Genomic DNA, 21089 nt, shown 5'->3' on the forward strand with positions numbered 1-21089 from the left:
GGACCGCCCCGTTTCCCGGGGCATGTAAATATGGTCTGCTATACCCAGCAGGGGCCGACAAGTTACCCAAGCGAAATCCTCGCCGAAATCGCATTCCACGCGGCATTTTTCGAGCCCTGGCCGCGCGGAATGCGATTTCGGCGGAACTGAGGCTCAGCTCCAGGCGTGGACGGTGTTCTGCGCCGGCTCCAGGCCTTGGGCGATCAGCAGCTCGGTGGCGTCGGCGGCCTGCTCGACGATCGTCGGAACCTCTTTGCGTTCGACGCTGTTGAAATTCTCCAGCACGAAGCCGGCGCCGGACTTGTGGCCGGGAGGGCGGCCGATACCGACCCGGACCCGGTGAAAATCGTTGCTGCCCAACGCCGAGGACACCGATCTCAGTCCGTTGTGGCCGGCCACTCCACCGCCGCCCTTGAGCCGGATCCGGCCGAAGTCGATGTCGAGTTCGTCGTGGATCACGACAACGTCGGTGGGGGCCACCGAGTAGAACTTCGCCAACGGCCCGACCTGCCGACCGGATTCGTTCATGTACACGCGCGGCTTGGCCAGCACCACCGAGCGGCCCGCAAGCCGCCCGGTGGCCACTTCGGCGCCGGACTTCTTGTGCACCTTGAACTTCTCGCCCATCCGGTCGGCGAGGACGTCGACGACCATGAAGCCGAGGTTGTGCCGGGTCGTCGCGTAGTTCGGCCCCGGATTGCCCAGGCCGACCACGAGTACGGGTTCGGCCATGACGGGGTCTGCCTACTCGGACTCGGGGGCGGCTTCGCCCTCGGCGGCCTCGCCCTCGCCGGCTTCAGCGGCTTCGGCGGCCTGCTCCTCGACCGACGCGCCGCCGCCCTCGGACTCCAGCTCCTCGGCGGTCGGCGCCGCGACCACGTTGACGACCAGCGTCTCGGGGTCGGCGACCAGGGTGACACCTGAGGGCAGCTCGATCTGGGAGGCCAGGATCTGGGTGCCTTCCTCGGCGCCCTCGACCGACACGGTGAACTGCTCGGGGATGGACTGGACGTCGGCCTCGATCTCGATGGTGGCGGCTTCCTGGGTGACCAGCGTGCCGGGGGTGGCGTCACCCTCGACGACGACGGTGACCTCGACGTTCACCTTCTCACCGCGGCGGACCACCAGCAGGTCGGCGTGCTGAATGTTGCGGCGGATGGGGTGGATCTCGATGGCCTTGGTCAGCGCCAGCTGTTCCGTGCCCTCGATGTCGAGCGTCAGCACCGCGTTGGTGCCGGAGTTGCGCAGCACGGCGGCGAAATCCCGCGCGTTCAGCTCCAGATGCTGAGGATCGATGCCGTGGCCGTAGAGAACAACCGGGACGCGGCCTTCGCGGCGCGCGCGACGCGAGGCGCCCTTACCGGTGGCGCGGCGGACCTGCGCGGTCAGATTGTTGGGCGGGTTCTTCGCCATGATGTGTGCTCCTGTGCCGGTGATCGCTGTGTCTGGGCACGGCCAGGGTCGCACTTCGATGAAGTCGCGGGTTCCCGTCGATAACGGCGGCGCTGCGCAACGCAGGCCACCCTCGCCGTGACGCGTCCCCGAGGGTAGCGCAAGCCCCGGTCAGAGCGAAAATCCGACGCCGGTGAGCTGCTCGGACAGCGTCCACAGGCGGGCCGCCCTGGCCCGGTCGCGGGCCAGCGGGCTGCGGCCGCGCGGACCCGTCGCCCCGACCATCGTGAACTTCGGCCCGATGAAACTGTCGCCGGGGACGTCGCGTGCCACCGCGTACAGGGTCTGGCGGGCCCCGAAGTCCGCGTCGGTGGCCATCAGCCGATTGCCCATCGCCGCGACACGGCTGCCGAACGCGTTACCCGACTGGCCCTGCAGGTTGGTCGCCGAGTAACCGGGGTGCGCGGCCAGCGCCCGGACCGGGGAGCCCGCGGCGGTCAGCCTGCGCTGCAGTTCACTGGTGAACAGCAGGTTCGCCAGTTTGGACTGGCCGTAGGCGGGCCAGGCCCGATACGGCCGGGACTTCCAGTTCAAGTCCTTGAGATTGACGGTTCCGAACAGGTGCATCAGCGACGACACCGTCACCACCCGGTCGGTGATTCTGGGCAGCAGCAGGTTGGTCAGCGCGAAATGGCCCAGGTGGTTGGTGCCGATCTGGCTCTCGAAGCCGTCGACGGTCAGCGCGAAGGGCACCGCCATGATCCCTGCGTTGTTGACCAGCACGTCGACGCGTTCACCTGGCCCGGAGAAGCCGCCCGCGAACTCGCGTACCGAGGACAGGTCCTGCAGGTCGAGTCGACGCACCTGCACGTCGCCGGTCATCGTCGCCGCGGCGGCGTGGCCTTTCTCCAGGTTGCGTACCGCCAGGATCGTCCTGGCGCCGACCCGGGCGAGCTCGCGGGCGGTCACCAGACCGAGCCCGCTGTTGGCGCCGGTCACGATCACGGTGCGGCCGGCGAAGGACGGCAGATCCGCGGCGGTCCAGTCGCTCATGGCCCCCACCCTAATTTCAGCGGCTCGGCTTGGGCGCCGCGACGGTGAACCCACCGATGATCTGCTCGACGTCCGGCCCGTCGGCGGCGGCCTCGTCGGCGAACCCGGTCACGGTGAGCTGCACCAGGTATCGCTGCCGCTGCGGCGGTGCGCCGGTGGCGATGACGATGCGGTTGTAGCTGTGCATCCGGGCGCCGTTGAGGTCGTAGCTGCCCTCGATCATCGACGACGGAAACGAGTTGAAGTCCTCGCGGGACGCGTTGAGTTCGCGGAAGTTCTCCGACTTCTGCGCGTCGACGTTGGCGTGGCCCAGCGCTTCGTTGACGTCGAAATCTCCGTTGAGTTCGAACACCATCAGCATCGCGGTCGGATACGTGTCGCCCTTGGCGATCACCCGGGTGCCCGGCGCCAGGTTCGAGTTCCGATAAGGCTGCCAGCCCTGCGGTGTCGGTATCGACACCGTGAGATCGGTGAGCTGGTCGGGCGCCACCGGCTCTCCGATGACCCCGGCCTGCTCCAGGAACGTCGCGATCGACATGGCGTCCTCGGCGACGGCGGTCGGCGCCGAGGACGTACTGCTCGGCGTCGACCAGACCGACTGGTAGTCGGGGGTTTCGGTGGCGCACCCCGTCACCGCCAGCGTGGCCGCGACCGCCAGCGTCGCCGGCAGGCGTGCTGTCACAGAATCTCTCGGACGTTGTCGATCGGACGTGCCAGCCGGGCGCCCTTCCCGGTAACCACGAAGGGGCGCTCGATCAGGATCGGGTTCTCGGCCATCGCGTCGAGCAGTTCGTCGTCCGACGCGGACGCCAGATCAAGCTCGGTATACAGCGATTCGCGCTTACGCACAGCGGTGCGCACGTCGATTCCGGCGTCGGCGATCATCTCGGCCAGCTCCGCACGCGTGGGAGGGTTCTTCAGGTACTGCACGATCTCGGGCTCGATCCCGTTCTCGCGCAACAGGTCCAGCGTCTTGCGCGACGTGGAGCACTTCGGGTTGTGGTAGATGACGGCGGCGGGCCGCCCATCGGATACGGCGGGCCGCCCATCGGATTGCGCCATCTAGGCGGACCCGTCGAAAAGGCTTGTCACCGAACCGTTGTCGAACACCGCGCGGATCGTGTTGGCCAGCAGCGGCGCGATCGACAGCACGGTCAGCTGCGGGAAGCGCTTCTCCTCGCTGATCGGCAGCGTGTTGGTGACGATCACCTCGCAGGCCCCCGATTCAGCCAGCCGTTCACGTGCCGGATCCGACAGCACTCCGTGCGTGGCGGCGATGATCACCTCACCGGCGCCGTCCTGTTTGAGCAGCCTGACCGCGCCGGCGATGGTGCCGCCGGTGTCGATCATGTCGTCGGTCAGGACGCAGGTCTTGCCCCTGACGTCGCCGACGACGCGGTTGGACTTCACCTGGTTGGGCACCAGCGGGTCGCGCGTTTTGTGGATGAAGGCCAGCGGGACCCCGCCGAGGGCGTCGGCCCACTTCTCGGCCACGCGCACGCGGCCGGAGTCGGGGGAGACGACGACCATGTCGTGGTCGGCGTAGTTGTCGGCGATGTAGCCGGTGAGCAGCTTCTGGGCCCGCATGTGGTCGACAGGTCCGTCGAAGAAGCCCTGGATCTGGTCGGTGTGCAGGTCGACGGTGACGATGCGGTCGGCGCCGGCGGTCTTGAGCAGGTCGGCCACCAGGCGGGCCGAGATCGGCTCACGGCCACGGTGCTTCTTGTCCTGCCGGGCATAGGGGTAGAACGGCAGGATCGCGGTGATGCGCTTGGCGCTACCCCGCTTGAGCGCGTCGATCATGATCAGCTGTTCCATCAGCCACTGGTTCAGCGGCGCCGGATGGGACTGGAGCACGAACGCGTCGCAGCCGCGGACCGATTCGTCGAAGCGGACGAAGATCTCGCCGTTGGCAAAGTCGCGGGCGCTCTGGGCGGTCACGGGAACGTCGAGTTCCTTGGCCACCTGCTCGGCCAGTTCGGGGTGAGCCCGGCCCGAGAAGAGCATCAGGTTCTTGCGGTTGTCGGTCCAGTCGTGGCTCACGGGGCTGCCCTCGGCGTCGGCGATCGATACGGGGCCATCGTACGTAGCGGTCAGGCACGGACGGTGGCGGGTTACCAGAATGCCAATAAACGGCGACGAAAAGCTACTCGCGGGTAGCCCCGCCGCCGGAAGCGCCGGCTTCCTCGGTCGTCCGATTCGCCGCTGCCGCAGCTTCTGTCTGATTTGCCGCTGCCGCAGCTTCTGTCTGATTTGCCGCTGCCGCAGCGGTCGCGGCCTTGCTGCCCGGCCGCTTGCGCGCCACCCAGCCTTCGATGTTGCGCTGCGGACCTGCCGACACGGCCAGCGCGCCCGGCGGGACGTCCTCGCGCACCACCGTGCCGGCCCCGGTGTAGGCCCCGTCCCCCACAGTCACCGGCGCGACGAACATGGTGTCCGACCCGGTGCGCACGTGGGAGCCGATCGTGGTGCGGCTCTTGGACTCTCCGTCGTAGTTGACGAACACACTCGACGCGCCGATGTTGCTGTGCTCGCCGATGTCGGCGTCGCCGACGTAGGTCAGGTGCGGCACCTTGGTGCCGGTGCCGATCGTCGCGTTCTTGGTCTCGACGAACGCCCCGAGCTTGCCGGCCGCGCCGAGTTCGGTGCCGGGCCGCAGATAGGTGAACGGGCCGACGACGGCGTCGGCGCCGATGACCGAATCGGAGCCGTGGGTGCGGACCACCTGCGCTCCGTCGCCGACGGTGACGTCGGTCAGCGTGGTGTCAGGGCCGATCTCGCAGTGCTCGCCGACGACCGTCGACCCCAGCAGTTGGGTGCCGGGCCGCACCACGGTGTCGCGGCCGATCGTCACGTCGACGTCGATCCAGGTCGACGCCGGGTCGATGATCGTGACACCCGCGCGCTGATGCCGTTCGACGATGCGGCGGTTCAGCACCGCGGCCACCGCCGCCAGCTGCACGCGGTCGTTGACCCCGGTAACCAGCGCGGTGTCGTCGATGTGCCGGGCGCGCACCGCGCCGCCGTCCGAGCGCACGATCCCGATCACGTCGGTCAGATACAGCTCACCCTGGGCGTTGTCCGCCTTGAGCCGGCCCAGCGCCGAACGCAGCGCGGTCACGTCGAAGGCGTAGACGCCGGCATTGACCTCGGTGATCGCCTGCTGCGACGGGGTGGCATCGGCCTGCTCGACGATGCCCATCACCTCCCCGCCTTCGGCTTCGGAGGTGCGCAGGATGCGCCCGTAGCCGGTCGGGTCGGCCAGTGTGGTGGTCAGTACCGTGACGACCGCGGCCTGCGCGGTGTGGGCGGCGATCAGCCCGTCGAGCGTGTGCGCGTCCAGGAGCGGAACATCGGCCGCGGTCACCACCACCACGCCGGCGAAGTCCCCGGGCAGCACGGCCAGGCCGCATTCGACGGCATGTCCTGTGCCGCGCTGCTGATCCTGGACCGCGATCTCGATGTCGCGGCCCAGCGCCTGTCCGAGCTCCGACGCTGCCGGGGTGACGCGTTCGCGGTCCTTGCCGACCACCACCACCAGATGACGCGGTTCGACCGCGGCCACCGAGTGCACAGCGTGCGCCAGCATGCTGCGACCGGCCAGGGTGTGCAGAACCTTGGGAATGTCGGACTTCATCCGGGTGCCCGCACCCGCCGCCAGAATCAGCACCGCGGCGTCACGCATAGATGTCCTTCCGGATCGCGGAGCGCAGCCGGATCCGCTCGGGCAAGCCGCACTGCTCCGTCGCCAGGACTCGAACCTGAACTATCTGAACCAAAATCAGAGGTGCTGCCGATTACACCACGACGGACCGGTCAACGAGGTACGCGTGCGACTCTAACCCACCGCCGGTGGCGGTTTCACCGCGTCGCCGGCTCCCCGGCCTGGTGCGCGCCGTACGGCTTGGCGGCCAGGATCGTCACCGATTGGGTGCTGCCGTTCGGTAACTGGTAACTGCGCTGGTGTCCCGGGGTGGCACCGAGCAGCGCGCTGCCCAGCGGCGAGTTGACGCTGTAGACGTCCAGTTCGGAGTCGGCGGTCCCGCGGGTGCCGAGCAGGAAGGTCTCGGTGTCGCCCGTGTCGTCGAACCGCACGGTGAGCACCATGCCCGGTTCGGCGACACCGTAATCGGCGGGGCTGACCGCAAGGTCGGCCCGGCTCAGCAGTTCGTGGATTTGGCGGATGCGTTCCTTGCGGGCCAGCCACGCGTCGACCACCTGGTCGGTGCGGTCGGATTCGTCGGAGCCCGCCGGGTTGGGCACCGCCATCAGTTCGGCCAGTTCCCGTTCCAGGCTCTCGCGGGCCCGCGGGGTCATCCAGATGTGTTCGGTGGGTTGCACGTTCGGTTCCTTTTCCGCTGGGAGTGATCGTCGTCAGGGGCGGGATGATGACACCGCCCCTGACGACCAGGTGACCCTCGTCAGAGGGGAAGAGTGAGCAGATCGTCGTCGGCGGCGGATCCGCGCCCGCGCAGCGGGTCGAACGGCCGCATCGCCTCCGGTTGTTTGCCGGTCACGATCTGTTCGGCCAGCAATCGGCCGGTGGCCGGGCCGTGGGCGAGACCCCACATTCCGTGCCCGCCGGCGACGTACACGCCGGCGCCGAGCCTGCCGATCAACGGTTTGCCGTCATCGGTGACCGGGCGCGGGCCGACCCACAGGTCGGTGCGCTCGTCCCATTTCACGCCGTCCAGCAGCGGGGCCGCCGACGCGATGATCGCGTGGATTCGGCGGTGCGCCATCGGTTCGGACGGCCGGCGGAACTCCATGGTGCCCGCCACCCGCAGCCCGCCGCGGTAGGGCGTGCACGCCACCCGCGCCTCGGGCAGGTAGATCGGTCCCGGCAGCGGGCGGTCGACCGGCACCGTGAACGAGTAACCGCGCCCGGCCTGCAGCCCGACACGCACCCGGCGTCCGGTCAGCTCGGGTAACCAGGCGCCGGCGGCCAGCACGACGGCGTCGGCACCCACCGATTCACCCGAGCGCAGGTCGACGCGGGCGCCGCCGGCGGTGCCGGACACGCCACGCACCTCACCGGTGCGCATCGTGGCGCCCCGCTCGGCGACGGCGTGCGCGAGCGCGTGGCTGAAGCGGCCGGGGTCGACGAACCGCTGACCGGACACGTTCACCACGGTCGCGACCTCCGGTGAGGCGAGCGGGACCTGCTCCTGCAGCGCCGCGCCGGTCAGCACCTCCACACAGAGGTCCTGATCGCAGGTCCGCATGTGGCTCAGTTCGGTCAGGAACCGGGCGGCGTTGCCGGCGTCCCGGAAGGCGACGGCCAGCGAGGTGTCTGTCACCGGCGCCTCGACGCCGTTGGAGACGAGGACGTCGAACGTCTCGATGGCCTCGTTGTTGAGCGCCGCGTTGGCCTCGACGGCGTGCCGCCAGGAGCTGGGCCGGCAGTTCGCGGCGAACCGCGTCAGAAACCGCGCCAGCGCGGTGTCGGCGCGCAGCGGTATGTGCAGCGGCGCGGCGGGGTCGAGAAGTGCGCGCAGCCCTTCACGCAGCACCGACGGCGAGTTCAGCGGGGCGGTGAGCGCGGGAGACACCCAGCCGGCGTTACCCCAGGACGCGCCCGCCGCGACGCCGGCCCGGTCCACGACCGTGACCTCGACGCCCCTGTCTTGCAGGAACCATGCCGTGGACAGGCCGACGATGCCGGCGCCCACGACGATCACAGATCGGGGACCGCCATCCATCCCTGACCCGCCTGACATCGCACGACCTCCCTCACCGCTACGGACGACTCCATCGTGCGGTGGCCGATGACCGCGGGTGTTGTGCGTCGCCGACAAACCAGTCCTAGTGAAATGTCGCGTCAGGACAAACGTCAGGGCAGCACGGCGAGTTCGATCATCATCGCGAAACGCTTGTCGGCGTCGTCGAGACGAAGGTCGGTCAGTTCGGCCATCCGTCGCATCCGGTAGCGCACGGTGTTCTCGTGCACGCCGAGCGCGGCGGCGGTGCGCCCGGGATCGCCGTGCTCCTGCAGCCAGGTCCGCAACGTCGCGACGTAGGCGGTGCCGTGGGTCCGGTCGTGGTCGCGCAGTTCGGCGACCGCGCCCCGGTGCGGCGTCCGGCCGCTGCGGGCCGCGGTGCGCAGCCGCCGCAACACCAGGTCGTCCCACGACTCGTCGTAGGCCGGCGGCACGGCGGTCGCGGTGCCCTCCTGCAGCGCGAGGCACTCGTCGGCCTCGGCGCGCGCGACGGCGAGTTCCCCGGCGGCGGCGGGAGCGCTGATCCCGGCCTGCACGGTCAGCTGCTCGGGCAGCGTCGCGATCAACGCATGCACCCAGTCCCGCGCGACCGCGACCTGTTCGGCGGCCAGCACCGTGTAGACCGTGGAGTCGGCCAGCGCGCTGCGCGAGGGCCGGGACCAACCGAAGCCCGCGGTGGCACGCTCGAAGATCTGCAGCAAAGCCGCGTGCCTGCTGCCCTCGTCGCCGGCGCGCAGCGCGATGACCCGCAGCGACGCCGGAGGCAGCCCGAGCCGGCTGGCCAGCGTCGCGGCGTCGGCCGGGGACTCCAGCAGCCGGATCACAAGTTCCGACTCGACCTGACGTTCCAGGTCGGCGCTGGCCCGGGAGCGCAGCAGATGCAGTGCGACGGTGTGTGCGCCGTCGGCCAGCGCGCGGCGCTGCTCCCCGGTGAGCGGGCTCGCGCACGCCACCCACACCGAACCGAGCAGTTCGCGCCCGGCGCGGGCGGCCACCACCATGCGGCCGGTCAGCCCGATGGCCGCGTCGCCCGGCACGAACACCGGATCGTCGGACGCCGCCAGGTGCGCGAACACGCCGTAGGACTCGAACACCTCCCGCAGTGCCGGCGGCGCCTGTCGCCCCAGGATCGTCGCAGCGCGCCCCGGGTCCGCGTCCTGCTGGCCGCGGGAGAACGCCAGCACCTGCGAGGCGCGGTCCTCGATCACGACGGCGCCGCCGACCGCCCCCGCCAGGCTGTCGGCGAGGGCGAACAGATCGGTGGGTCCGCGACCCGACTCGGTCTCGCGGCCCTCCATGACCAGCCCGTACACGATCGCGGCGAACTCGCTCCACGGCATCGCCGGATCAACGACCACCACCGCGACACCGTCGGGGTCGGCGCCGGTGGGTGACCCGTCGTCCTCACAGCGGGTGAGCACGACGACGGCGCGGGCGGCCCGCGCCCACCGAAGCGCGTCGGCCTGCGAGGTGGCCCCGACGGCGAGTAGCACATCGCCCGAGACGGTGCGGCCGTCGACCTCCTCGGGAAGCACGACGCTGCGCAGTTCGGTCTGCCGGTCCGCGGCGCCGCCGTGCCAGCGCGCACCGTACCCGCCGAGGACGTTGATCAGCCGGTCCAGCGTGATCATGAGGGTCGACGCTACCCGGGGCAGCAGCCTGCACCGTCTACCCTGTGACGCGTGGCTGTGTCCGACAAACCGGGCGGTTCCGACGTACACGTGCGCGCCCCGCGCGCACGGATGACCGGCACCGAGCGGCGCCAGCAGTTGATCGAGATCGCGAAGTCGCTGTTCGCCGAGCGCGGCTTCGACGGCACCTCGATCGAGGAGATCGCGCTGCGGGCCAACGTGTCCAAGCCGGTGGTCTACGAGCATTTCGGCGGTAAGGAAGGTCTGTACGCGGTCGTCGTCGACCGTGAGATGTCGGCGCTGCTCGACGGCATCACCCGCTCGCTGACCAACAACAGGTCCCGGGTGCGGGTGGAACGGGTGGCGCTGGCGCTGCTGACCTATGTCGAGGAACACACCGACGGCTTCCGCATCCTGATCCGCGACTCACCGGCCAGCATCACCTCGGGCACGTACTCGACGCTGCTCAACGACGCGGTGAGCCAGGTCGCCTCGATCCTGGCCGGGGATTTCTCCCGCCGCGGGCTGGACCCCGACCTGGCGCCGCTGTACGCGCAGGCGCTGGTCGGCTCGGTGTCGATGGCCGCGCAGTGGTGGCTCGACGTGCGCGAGCCGAAGAAAGAGGTCGTCGCCGCCCACCTGGTCAACCTGTGCTGGAACGGGTTGACCCACCTCGAGTCGGACCCGGTGCTGCACGAGGAGTGACCGCCCGGGGGCTGCGGTGCCCGGGGCCCGGGCAGGCGAGTGCCTACGATGGACGCATCATGACCGTATCGGGGACCCCCCATGTCCACACCCCGATCGCGGGCCTCGTCGAACTGGCACTGCGCGATCCCTGTCTGCAGGAGATCTCCCGCCGCGCCGCCGACCGGCCTGCCGATCTCCATCTCGTCGGGCCCGCCAGCGCGCGGGTGTTCGTCGCGTCCGCGCTGGCCACGCCGGTCGCGCCGGCATCGGCCGAAGCCGCACCGCTGCTGGTGGTCACCGCCACCGGCCGGGAGGCCGACGACCTGACCGCCGAACTGCAGGGCGTCTTCGGCGACACCGTCGCGCTGTTCCCGTCGTGGGAGACGTTGCCGCACGAGCGGCTCTCGCCCGGTGTGGACACCGTCGGCGCGCGCATGATGCTGCTGCGCCGGCTGGCCCACCCCGGCGACGCCCGGCTCGGGCCGCCGTTGCGGGTCGTGGTGACGACCGCGCGGTCGCTGCTGCAGCCGATGGCCCCCGATCTGGCCGAGGTCAACCCGGTCACGCTGACCGTCGGTGACGAGACGGACTTCGACGCGACGGTCGCACGTCTGGTCGACCTGGCCTACACCCGGGTGGACATGGTCGGCAAGCGCGGTGAATTCGCGGTCCGCGGCGGCATTCTCGACGTCTTCCCGCCGACGGCCGAACACCCGGTGCGCATCGAGTTCTGGGGCGACGAGATCTCCGAGATGCGGATGTTCTCGGTCGCCGATCAGCGGTCGATCCCCGAGATCGAGATCGACACGATGATCGCGGTGCCGTGTCGCGAGCTGCTGCTGACCGCCGACGTTCGCGAGCGCGCCGCGGCGCTGTCGGCCGAGCATCCGGTGCTGGAGAACAGTGTGCCGGGCAGCGTGCCGGACATGCTGGCCCGGCTGGCCGAGGGCATCCCGGTGGACGGCATGGAGGCACTTCTTCCGCTGTTGCGGCCCAGCGACTTCGCGACGCTGCCCGACCATCTGCCCGACGGCACGCCGATACTGGTGTGCGATCCGGAGAAGGTGCGCACCCGCGCGGCCGACCTGATCAAGACGGGCCGGGAGTTCCTGGAGGCGTCGTGGTCGACCGCGGCCGTCGGCGGGGACGTGCCCATCGACATCGAGACGCTCGGCGCGTCGGGCTACGTCGGGTTCGACGACGCCCGGGACGCGGCCCGGGCCGGTGGGCATCCGTGGTGGACGCTGAGCCAGCTCGACAGCGGTTCGGGGGACTCGATCACCGTCGACATCCGGCCCGCGCCGACAGCGCGGGGCCAACAGCACACCCTCGATGAGATCTTCGCGATGCTGCGCGCCCACGTGGTCACCGGCGGCTACGGCGCGGTCGTCACCCCGGGCAGCGGAACCTGCAAGCGGGTGGTCGAGCAGCTCTCCGAAACCGACACGCCCGCAACCGTTCTGGAGCCGGGTGAGCAGCCCAGGGCGGGCGTGGTCGGGGTGATCAAGGGGCCGCTGCACGACGGTGCGGTGTTCCCCGGCGCCAATCTTGTGGTGGTCACCGAGACCGATCTGACCGGCAACCGAGCGTCGGCCACCGAGGGCAAGAAGCTCGCCGCCAAACGCCGCAACGTCGTCGACCCGCTCGCGCTGACCGCGGGCGATCTGGTGGTGCACGATCAGCACGGCATCGGGCGCTTCGTCGAGATGACCGAGCGGGTGGTCGGCGGCGCGCGCCGCGAGTACTTGGTATTAGAGTACGCGTCTTCCAAGCGGGGTGGGGGCACCGACAAGCTGTATGTGCCGATGGACTCGCTGGACCAGCTGTCCCGCTACGTCGGCGGTGAGGCGCCCACGCTGAGCCGGCTCGGCGGCAGCGACTGGGCCAACACCAAGACCAAGGCGCGCCGCGCGGTGCGCGAGATCGCCGCCGAGCTTGTCGCGTTGTACGCCAAGCGGCAGGCCTCGGCCGGGCACGCGTTCAACCCGGACACGCCGTGGCAGACCGAGATGGAGGACGCGTTCGGGTTCACCGAGACCGTCGACCAGCTCACCGCGATCACCGAGGTCAAGTCCGACATGGAGAAGCCGGTCCCGATGGACCGGGTGATCTGCGGCGACGTCGGCTACGGCAAGACCGAGATCGCGGTGCGGGCGGCGTTCAAGGCGGTCCAGGACGGCAAGCAGGTCGCGGTGCTGGTGCCGACGACGCTGCTGGCCGATCAGCATCTGCAGACGTTCACCGCGCGGATGACGGGCTTCCCGGTCACCGTGAAGGGGTTGTCGCGGTTCACCGACCCGGCCGAGTCCCGCGCCACCATCGAGGGCATGAAGGACGGGTCGGTCGACATCGTGATCGGCACCCACCGGCTGCTGCAGACCGGCGTGACGTGGAAGGACCTCGGTCTGGTCATCGTCGACGAGGAGCAGCGGTTCGGCGTCGAGCACAAGGAGCACATCAAGTCGATGCGCACCCACGTCGACGTGCTGACCATGAGCGCGACCCCGATCCCGCGCACCCTGGAGATGAGCCTGGCCGGCATCCGCGAGATGTCGACGATCCTGACCCCGCCCGAGGAGCGCTACCCGGTGCTGACCTACGTCGGCCCGCACGACGACAAGCAGGTCGCCGCGGCGCTGCGCCGCGAGATGCTGCGCGACGGGCAGGCGTTCTACATCCATAACCGGGTGCGCACCATCGACTCCGCCGCGGCCAAGGTGCGCCAGTTGGTGCCCGAGGCGCGGGTGGCGGTCGCGCACGGGCAGATGCCCGAGGAGCAGCTCGAGAAGACCGTCGAGGGGTTCTGGAACCGGGAGTACGACATCCTGGTGTGCACCACGATCGTCGAGACCGGGCTGGACATCTCGAACGCCAACACGCTGATCGTCGAGCGCGCGGACACTTTCGGGTTGTCGCAGCTGCACCAGCTGCGCGGCCGGGTGGGCCGGTCCCGGGAACGCGGCTACGCGTACTTCCTGTATCCGCCCGAGGTTCCGCTGACCGAGACCGCCTATGACCGGCTGGCCACCATCGCGCAGAACAATGACCTGGGCGCGGGCATGGCGGTGGCGATGAAGGACCTCGAAATCCGCGGCGCCGGAAACGTATTGGGCGCCGAGCAGTCCGGGCACGTCGCCGGCGTCGGCTTCGACCTGTACGTGCGGCTGGTCGGTGAGGCCGTGGAGGCATATCGGGCCGCCGCGGACGGGAAAACCGTTGCCACAGCTGAAGAACCGAAGGATGTCCGGATCGATCTGCCGGTCGATGCGCATCTGCCACCGGACTACATCGGCAGCGACCGGCTGCGGTTGGAGGCCTATCGCCGGCTGGCCGCGGCGCCGGATGACGACGCGGTGGACCGGGTTGTTGAAGAGCTCATCGACCGCTACGGGCCACTGCCCGAGCCGGCGCTGCGGCTGGTCGCGGTGGCACGTCTGCGGCTGCTGGCGCGTGCGCACGACGTCACCGAGATCGGCGCCCCGTCGGCGTCGACGTTGCGGATCGCGCCGTTGACGCTGCCGGACTCGGCGCAGCTGCGGCTCAAGCGGCTCTATTCGGGGGCGAACTACCGCGCCACCACCTCGACGGTGCAGGTGCCGATCCCGCGGGCGGGCAGCGGGGTGGGCTCGCCGCGCATCCGCGACGTCGAACTGGTGGCGTTCGTGGCGGGATTGTTGCTGGCCATCGATGGGAAACCGGACGGGGAAGTTGATATAACCAAGTTCGGAGGTGGCTCATGACGGTCGTCCTGGTGGACCCGCGGCGTCCGTCGCTGATTCCCATCGAGGCGATCGATCTGCTGGCCGGTGACGTGCAGTACACCGAGGAGATGCCGATCAAGGTGCCGTGGTCGCTGCCGTCGGCGCGGCCCTGCCTGGCCGGTTCCGGCGACGAACCCGCGGCGGTGCTGCTGTCCTCGGACCGCGAGCACCCGGCCGTCGCAGCACGGATCGCGGCGGGGGAGAGGGTGATCTCCGCACCCGCCGCGCAGCCCGGTGAACGTCTGGTGGACGCGGTCGCGCTGATGGACAAGCTGCGCACAGCCGGGCCGTGGGAGAGCCGGCAGACCCACGATTCGCTGCGGCGGTACCTGCTGGAGGAGACCTACGAGCTGTTCGACGCGGTGCACGGCGGGGACCTGAGCGAGCTGCGCGACGAGCTCGGCGACGTGCTGCTGCAGGTGCTGTTCCACGCCCGCATCGCCGAGGATGCCCCCGAGAACGCGTTCGACATCGACGACGTGGCCGACGCGCTGGTCCGCAAGCTCGGCAACCGGGTGCCGGCAGTCCTTGCCGGAGAATCGATCTCGCTGGAAGACCAGCTGGCGCAGTGGGAGCAGCGCAAGGCCCTGGAGCGCTCCACGCGGGAGTCCATCATGGACGACATTCCCACCGCGCAGCCCGCGCTGGCGCTGGCGCAGAAGGTGCTGGCCCGCGCCGAGACCGGCGGGGTGCCTGCGGATCTGGTGCCGGCGGCGATCACGACGGTGACGGTGTCGGCCGACATCGACGCCGAGAACGCGTTGCGCTCGGCGGTTCTGGAGTTCATGGCCGATGTGCGTGCCGCCGAGCGGGCGGCGACGGTGGCGCGGCGCAGCGCCGACGTGGCCGAGGAACTCGATGACGCCCCGCACGGAGTCATCTCCGCCGGCCAATGGCGCGCTCACTGGCCGGGCGAACCCGGGGCGCTCCAGGAAGCCGGGGCGCTTCAGGAACCCGGGGCGCTTCAGGAAGCCGGGGCGCTTCAGGAACCCGAGGCGCTCCTGGAGGCCGGGGACATCGAGGGCGTCGAGTCCGAGGAAGCCCTGGGCGTCGAGTCCCAGAAGTAACAGGTATCCACGCTTTTCAGCGCTGCTCTCGTACTTTCGCTGCCAAACGTGGATAGGTGTGACGTGTGAGGCGAAAGCGACGTCAACCGGCGCGCCGGGACCAGGCCCGAAGCTCAGTCGAACAGCGTGGAGCCCCAGAACGTCGACGTGTCACCGTCGGGAATACCTGGGGGACAGGCGAATACGGCCGAGCTGGTAGGGGTGACGTACTCGTTCATCGCATCGTTGCGCGAGATCGCGTTCTGCATCGGCACGAACTGCGTCACGGGGTTGCGCACGAACGCGATGAAGAACAACCCCGCGTCGAGATGGCCGAAGCCGTCCGAACCGTCGGTGAAGTTGTAGCCGCGACGCAGGATCTCGATGCCGCCCAGGTTCTGCGGCGACGCCAGACGGACATGGGCCACCGGATCGATCAACGGCTTGTCCTTGTCGTCGGTCAGGTCGAGGTCGAGTTCCTCGAACTCGTCGGTCAGCCCCATCGGGGCGCCGCTGCCCTTCTGCCTGCCGATCACCCGCTCCTGCTCGAGCAGCGTGGTGCGGTCCCACTGTTCGATGCGCATCCGGATCCGCCGTGCCACCAGGTAGGTGCCGCCGGTCAGCCACGCCGGCCCGTCGCCGTCGCCGACCCACACGAACCTGTCCAGCTTGTCGGTCTCATCCGAGCGCAGATTGGCCGTTCCGTCCTTGAATCCGAACAGGTTTCGCGGTGTGGTCTGCTCCCGCGTGGTCGACGAGGTGCGGCCGAACCCCAGCTGCGAGTAGCGCACCGCGACGGTGCCGAAGCCGATCCTGGCCAGGTTGCGGATCGCGTGCACGGCCACCTGCGGATCGTTGGCACAGGCCTGCACGACGATGTCGCCGCCGCTGCGGGCCGGATCGATCTTCTCGTTCGGGAACTTCGGCAGGTCGACGAGTTCGGCGGGCCGCTTGTCGGCGATGCCGAACCGGTCCACGCCGTCCTTGACGAAGAACGACGGCCCGAACCCGATGGTCAGCGTCAACTGCGACGGGGGCAAGCCCAGCGCCTCGCCGGTGTCGGTCGGCGGGGAGTACGGGTTCTGGCCGGTGGAGCCGTTCGGGAACGCCTCCTTGCCCTGCGTCATCCGTTCGGCCATCTCGGTCCAGTCGGCCAGCATCTTGACGACGTCGTCGCGGCTCCTGGTGGTCACGTCGAACGTCGCGAAGTGCATCCGGTCCTGGGCTTCGGTGATGATGCCCGCCTGATGCTCGCCGCGGAAAGGTACGGCGGAGTCGAGGTGGTTGGGCGTCGAGGCGGCCGACGCGCGGCCGGCCAGTGCTCCCGCACCGGCCGCGCCGACGACCGCCGCGGTGACACCCGCGGCGCCGAAGAGCTTGCGCCGGCTGAGCCCGGACCGCTGTGGTTCGGGCTCGACCGGCGACTCCGGGTCATTGGGGTGCGATGACACCTTGCACCTGGCTTACCTCCTTGCTCAGCGCATCGATCGCGCGCGAGAGCTCCTGTCGTTCAGGCTCAGTCACCTTGTCGTACAGCACGAAACCATCGCCTTCGCGGTACTTCTCCAAGAGGGCTTCGACTTCCTCGAAGCGCTGGTCGACCCGAGTGCCCAGGTCCGGGTTGCGCTCGTCAAGGATCGGGCGCACCGACGCCACCGCGGTCTGCGACCCCTGCAGGTTGGCGTTGAAGTCCCACAGGTCGGTGTGGCTGAAGATGTCCTCTTCACCGGTGATCTTGCTGGTGGCGATCTCGTCGAGCAGACCCTGCGCACCGCCGGCGATCTGGGTGGAGTCCACCGTGAAGTCCGGTGCACTGACCCCGGCCTGCAGCTCCTTGACGTCGGCGACCAGCTGATCGGCGATCTCATTGGTGTCGGGCTGCGGGCCGGTCACCCACAGGTCCTTCTCCAGCCGGTGGAAGCCGGTCCACTTTTGGCCGGGCTCCAGGTCGGCCTCGCGCAGATCGATGCGTGGATCGAGGTCGTCGGGGAACGACTCGGCGACGGGCTCGATGCGCTCGTAGTACACGCGCGAGGTCGGGTACTGCGCCTTGGCGCCCTCGATGTCGCCGGATTTGATGGCCGCCACGAACGCCTCGACGGCCGGGACCAGCGCCTCGACCTGGCTGTTGACGTAGCGCTTGTAGTTGTCGGCGGCCTCTTTGAACTTGCCCTCGGTGTCGATCTGCACCTCGTCGCCGGTGACGGTGAAGTCGCCGCGGATGCCGTCGCCGATCATGCCCGGCTTGCAGGCGGTCTGGTAGGTGCCTGGCTGGCTGAGCTGCACGATCAGCTTGCGCTGCAGGCCGGGGGAGATGTTCTCGACCTCGCCCATCACCCGTTCGCCCTCGCCGTAGACGTAGAACTCGGTGACCTTGCTGCCGTTGTTGGTGATGACGAACGTGGTGGCGCCGGTCGTGCCCTCGGTGCCGGACAACTGGCACGAGGTGTCCGACGCCTCCACGGTGATCTCCGAGGAGGCGCCGCCGCCCTCGGACTCGGACGCCGCCGGCGCCTCTTCCTTGGCCTGGCAGCCGGCCAGCGCGAACGCCGCCGTGGCCGCCGCGAGCACTGCGACAGAGGGATGAACCTTCACGTGGTGGACCTTTCGGGAGAGGGATCAGGTGTGGTCGGGGTCTTGCGGGTCGGCGCCGGTGTCGGCCGCAAAAACAGCGCCAGCACGACGCCGAGGTAGGCCAGATAACCGACCAGCTGCAGCACGGTCGGGGTCGGTGTGACGTTGAAAATGCCCTGGATGACCTCGCCGTACCAGGACGACCAGTTGAACCAGGTGCTGATGTCGAAGGCTCTGTTGGCCAGGCCGGGAACCCAGCCGACGGTCTGGAGCGCGCCGATGCCGTACGACAGGATGCCCGCCGCGATGACGATCAGGAACACGCCGGTGTAGGTGAAGAATTTCGCGAGGTTGATGCGCAGTGCGCCGCGGTAGATGCCGTAGGCGATAGCACCGGCGACGGCGACGCCGACGATCAGCCCGATCAGCGGCCAGACGGTCTGCGCCTCGGCATAGCCCACCATGAACAGCGCGGTCTCGACGCCTTCGCGGCCGACGGCCAGGAACGCGAGCAGCGTGACCGCCAGTGGTCCGGTCTCCAGCGCGCGGGCCATGTCGCTGCGCAGCTCACCGGAGAGGGAGGCGGCGGCCTTCTTCATCCACAGCACCATGGTCGTGACGATGCCGACCGCGATCAGCGACGCGACGCCGGCGATCGCCTCGGCGGCCAGCCCGGTGATGGTGTTGGAGCCGAACTGGATGGTCAGGAACACCGTGACGGTCAAGGCCACCGCGGCGCCGACACCCAACCACACCCACCGCAGCGCGTCGCGGCGGTCGGATTTGGTCAGGAACGCGACCAGGATCGACACCACGATCGCGGCTTCCAGGCCTTCCCTCAGACCTATGAGTCCGCTGCCAAAAAGCTGTGAGGTGATGTTCGGGGCCGCGTAGTAGGTGGTGACCAGATGGTCGGTGGCAGCACCCATCGAATTGTCCCTCGCTACGCGTCGCCCACTGTGCTTCGGCTATCCAAAGCAAGGTGTGGCTGCCCTCATTTTCAGAGGCGCACCGAGAAATGTACACCCGCGGTCTCCGGCCCGGTGTCAGTCGTCTACTCCGTTGTGCGTGGGAACATGGGCTACGAACCAGAGCGGGTTGAGGGAGTCCGGTGACGCGGGTGCGTGGGCTGCAGGCGGTAGCCGTGATCGGCGCGACAGCGCTGCTCATGGCTTCGAGCTGCTCGTGGCAGCTCGGCACCGTGATTCCCGACGGAGTGCCGCCCCCGCCCGGCGACCCGGTGCCGCAGATCGACACCTACGCCAAGGGCCGTCCGGCCGATCAGCTGCGCGAATGGGCTGCCGAACGGGCTCCCGCGCTGGGCATCCCGGCCACCGCCTTGGAGGCCTACGCCTACGCGGCGCGGGTGGCCGAGGTGGAGAACCCGGGATGTCACGTGAAGTGGACGACGCTGGCCGGCATCGGTCAGGTGGAGAGTCACCACGGCACCTACCGCGGCGCGACAGTCGCCCCCGACGGTGAGGTGACGCCCCCGATCCGCGGTGTGCTGCTCGACGGAACCGGCGGGAATCGGGTGATCATGGATCACGATTCGGTCAGCCACGACCCGGCGATCGAGAACAGGGGCGACGAGCCGTACGCGCGGGCCATGGGGCCGATGCAGTTCATCCCCGAGACGTGGCGGCTGTACGGGGTCGACGCGAACAACGACGGTGACATCAGCGCCGACAACATCGACGACGCGGCGCTGTCGGCGGCCGGCTATCTGTGCTGGCGGGGCAAGGATCTGTCCAAGGCGCGGGGCTGGATGGACGCACTGCGGGCCTACAACCATTCCGACCAGTACGCGCGCACGGTCCGGGACTGGGCGACGGCGTATGCGCAGGGACATCCGCTCTGACCGCACTCGCTGACGGGCCACGATCTAGGCTCAATGCCGAAAACGTCTGAGCAGAGACCAGGAGGCGACAAAGTGCCCATCATCGAGCAGGTCGGTGCCCGCGAGATCCTCGATTCCCGGGGGAATCCGACAGTCGAGGTCGAGGTGGGTCTGCTGGACGGCACGGTGTCCCGTGCCGCGGTGCCCTCCGGCGCTTCCACAGGCGAACACGAGGCGGTCGAGCTGCGCGACGGCGGGTCCCGCTACCTGGGCAAAGGCGTCCAGAAGGCGGTCGAGGCGGTGCTCGACGAGATCGCCCCGGCGGTAATCGGGCTGGGCGCCGACGAGCAGCGCCTCGTCGACCAGGCGCTCGTCGATCTCGACGGCACCCCCGACAAGTCGCGGCTGGGTGCCAACTCGATCCTGGGCGTGTCGCTGGCGGTGGCCAAGGCCGCGGCGCAATCGGCGGAGCTGCCGTTGTTCCGCTACCTCGGCGGTCCCAACGCGCACATCCTCCCGGTGCCGATGATGAACATCATCAACGGCGGCGCGCACGCCGACACCGGCGTCGACGTCCAGGAGTTCATGATCGCGCCGATCGGCGCCCCGAGCTTCAAGGAAGCGCTGCGGTGGGGTGCGGAGGTGTACCACTCGCTGAAGTCGGTGCTCAAGAAGCAGGGCCTGGCCACCGGCCTGGGCGACGAGGGCGGGTTCGCCCCCGACCTGCCCGGCACCACCGCCGCACTCGACCTGATCGCCACCGCCATCGAGGCCGCGGGTCTGAAGGTCGGATCCGAGGTGGCGCTGGCGCTCGATGTCGCCGCCACCGAGTTCTACACCGCGGGCACCGGTTACGCGTTCGAGAAGGAGACCCGGACCGCCGAGCAGATGGCCGCGTTCTACGAGCAGCTGATCGGGGCGTACCCGCTGGTGTCCATCGAGGATCCGCTGGCCGAGGACGACTGGGACGGCTGGGTCGCGCTGACCGCCGCGATCGGTGACAAGGTGCAGCTGGTCGGCGACGACCTGTTCGTCACCAACCCTGAGCGGCTCGAGGAGGGCATCGAGCGGGGCGCCGCGAACGCGCTGCTGGTCAAGGTGAACCAGATCGGCACGCTGACCGAGACCCTCGACGCGGTGGCGCTGGCCCACAACGCCGGCTACAAGACGATGATGAGCCACCGCAGCGGCGAGACCGAGGACACCACGATCGCCGACCTCGCCGTGGCGGTGGGCAGCGGTCAGATCAAGGCCGGCGCCCCGGCGCGTAGCGAGCGGGTGGCGAAGTACAACCAGCTGCTGCGCATCGAAGAGGAGCTGGGCGACGCGGCCCGCTACGCCGGCGACCTGGCCTTCCCTCGTTTCAGTGTGGAGACCAAATAGCC

General features: G+C 69.4%; 18 protein-coding genes and 1 tRNA gene. 5 read left to right on the forward strand and 14 right to left on the reverse strand.

What is annotated here, in order from left to right; genetic code table 11:
* Positions 1 to 153: 153 nt before the first annotated feature.
* The 11 genes from pth to ACXMYJ_RS12370 form a co-directional block, all read right to left on the reverse strand.
* A complete protein-coding gene (gene pth / locus ACXMYJ_RS12320; RefSeq protein WP_260755087.1) occupies positions 154 to 732 on the reverse strand; it encodes an aminoacyl-tRNA hydrolase in 579 nt (192 codons plus the stop codon).
* Positions 733 to 744: 12 nt separating this feature from the next.
* Entirely contained in the window at positions 745 to 1413 is a 669-nt protein-coding gene (locus ACXMYJ_RS12325) for a 50S ribosomal protein L25/general stress protein Ctc (protein WP_260755086.1), read from the reverse strand.
* Between the two features lie 150 nt (positions 1414 to 1563).
* Positions 1564 to 2445: an oxidoreductase gene (locus tag ACXMYJ_RS12330; RefSeq protein WP_260755085.1), complete on the reverse strand. Its 882-nt coding sequence runs from the start codon at positions 2443 to 2445 to the stop codon at positions 1564 to 1566.
* Between the two features lie 16 nt (positions 2446 to 2461).
* Positions 2462 to 3127, reverse strand: coding sequence for an LpqN/LpqT family lipoprotein (locus tag ACXMYJ_RS12335; RefSeq protein WP_460356458.1), 666 nt, complete (start codon positions 3125 to 3127; stop codon positions 2462 to 2464).
* Entirely contained in the window at positions 3124 to 3507 is a 384-nt protein-coding gene (gene arsC, locus ACXMYJ_RS12340; RefSeq protein WP_460356460.1) for an arsenate reductase (glutaredoxin), read from the reverse strand. The genes ACXMYJ_RS12335 and arsC overlap by 4 nt, the downstream gene beginning before the upstream one ends.
* A complete protein-coding gene (locus tag ACXMYJ_RS12345; protein WP_460356463.1) occupies positions 3508 to 4488 on the reverse strand; it encodes a ribose-phosphate diphosphokinase in 981 nt (326 codons plus the stop codon).
* Between the two features lie 103 nt (positions 4489 to 4591).
* Positions 4592 to 6130 (reverse strand): bifunctional UDP-N-acetylglucosamine diphosphorylase/glucosamine-1-phosphate N-acetyltransferase GlmU, encoded by a 1539-nt coding sequence (glmU, locus tag ACXMYJ_RS12350; RefSeq protein WP_460356465.1) that lies wholly within the window; start codon positions 6128 to 6130, stop codon positions 4592 to 4594.
* A 55-nt stretch (positions 6131 to 6185) separates the two neighbouring features.
* Positions 6186 to 6257, reverse strand: a tRNA-Gln gene (locus tag ACXMYJ_RS12355).
* Between the two features lie 49 nt (positions 6258 to 6306).
* Complete coding sequence (locus tag ACXMYJ_RS12360; RefSeq protein ID WP_460356467.1) at positions 6307 to 6786, reverse strand: GreA/GreB family elongation factor; 480 nt, start codon at positions 6784 to 6786, stop codon at positions 6307 to 6309.
* An 80-nt stretch (positions 6787 to 6866) separates the two neighbouring features.
* A complete protein-coding gene (locus tag ACXMYJ_RS12365; RefSeq protein ID WP_460356469.1) occupies positions 6867 to 8165 on the reverse strand; it encodes an NAD(P)/FAD-dependent oxidoreductase in 1299 nt (432 codons plus the stop codon).
* A gap of 113 nt (positions 8166 to 8278) precedes the next feature.
* Entirely contained in the window at positions 8279 to 9796 is a 1518-nt protein-coding gene (locus ACXMYJ_RS12370; RefSeq protein ID WP_260755079.1) for a PucR family transcriptional regulator, read from the reverse strand.
* A 111-nt stretch (positions 9797 to 9907) separates the two neighbouring features.
* Here ACXMYJ_RS12370 and ACXMYJ_RS12375 point away from each other — a divergent pair, with 111 nt between their 5' ends.
* The 3 genes from ACXMYJ_RS12375 to ACXMYJ_RS12385 are packed head-to-tail and all read left to right on the forward strand — an operon-like array spanning position 9908 to position 15311.
* A complete protein-coding gene (locus ACXMYJ_RS12375; RefSeq protein WP_260758263.1) occupies positions 9908 to 10501 on the forward strand; it encodes a TetR/AcrR family transcriptional regulator in 594 nt (197 codons plus the stop codon).
* 59 nt (positions 10502 to 10560) lie between these two features.
* Positions 10561 to 14223: a transcription-repair coupling factor gene (mfd, locus tag ACXMYJ_RS12380; protein ID WP_460356472.1), complete on the forward strand. Its 3663-nt coding sequence runs from the start codon at positions 10561 to 10563 to the stop codon at positions 14221 to 14223.
* Complete coding sequence (locus ACXMYJ_RS12385; protein WP_260755077.1) at positions 14220 to 15311, forward strand: nucleoside triphosphate pyrophosphohydrolase; 1092 nt, start codon at positions 14220 to 14222, stop codon at positions 15309 to 15311. Before mfd ends, ACXMYJ_RS12385 begins: the two co-directional genes overlap by 4 nt.
* 113 nt (positions 15312 to 15424) lie before the next feature.
* Here the strand turns inward: ACXMYJ_RS12385 and efeB are convergent, their stop codons facing one another.
* From efeB to efeU, 3 genes are read right to left on the reverse strand one after another with little or no spacing between them, the layout of a single operon-like run.
* Positions 15425 to 16741 carry an iron uptake transporter deferrochelatase/peroxidase subunit gene (gene efeB, locus ACXMYJ_RS12390; RefSeq protein ID WP_460356475.1) on the reverse strand — a complete coding sequence of 439 codons (1317 nt, stop codon included), beginning with the start codon at positions 16739 to 16741 and terminating at the stop codon, positions 15425 to 15427.
* Positions 16722 to 17885: an iron uptake system protein EfeO gene (gene efeO, locus ACXMYJ_RS12395; protein ID WP_460356478.1), complete on the reverse strand. Its 1164-nt coding sequence runs from the start codon at positions 17883 to 17885 to the stop codon at positions 16722 to 16724. The genes efeB and efeO overlap by 20 nt, the downstream gene beginning before the upstream one ends.
* Positions 17882 to 18793 carry an iron uptake transporter permease EfeU gene (efeU, locus tag ACXMYJ_RS12400; RefSeq protein WP_460356480.1) on the reverse strand — a complete coding sequence of 304 codons (912 nt, stop codon included), beginning with the start codon at positions 18791 to 18793 and terminating at the stop codon, positions 17882 to 17884. The genes efeO and efeU overlap by 4 nt, the downstream gene beginning before the upstream one ends.
* A gap of 239 nt (positions 18794 to 19032) precedes the next feature.
* Here efeU and ACXMYJ_RS12405 point away from each other — a divergent pair, with 239 nt between their 5' ends.
* Both ACXMYJ_RS12405 and eno read left to right on the forward strand, forming a co-directional pair.
* Complete coding sequence (locus ACXMYJ_RS12405; protein WP_460356539.1) at positions 19033 to 19725, forward strand: lytic transglycosylase domain-containing protein; 693 nt, start codon at positions 19033 to 19035, stop codon at positions 19723 to 19725.
* Between the two features lie 72 nt (positions 19726 to 19797).
* Positions 19798 to 21087: a phosphopyruvate hydratase gene (gene eno, locus ACXMYJ_RS12410; RefSeq protein WP_260755072.1), complete on the forward strand. Its 1290-nt coding sequence runs from the start codon at positions 19798 to 19800 to the stop codon at positions 21085 to 21087.
* Positions 21088 to 21089: the final 2 nt, after the last annotated feature.

Source organism: Mycobacterium sp. ZZG, assembly GCF_054786995.1.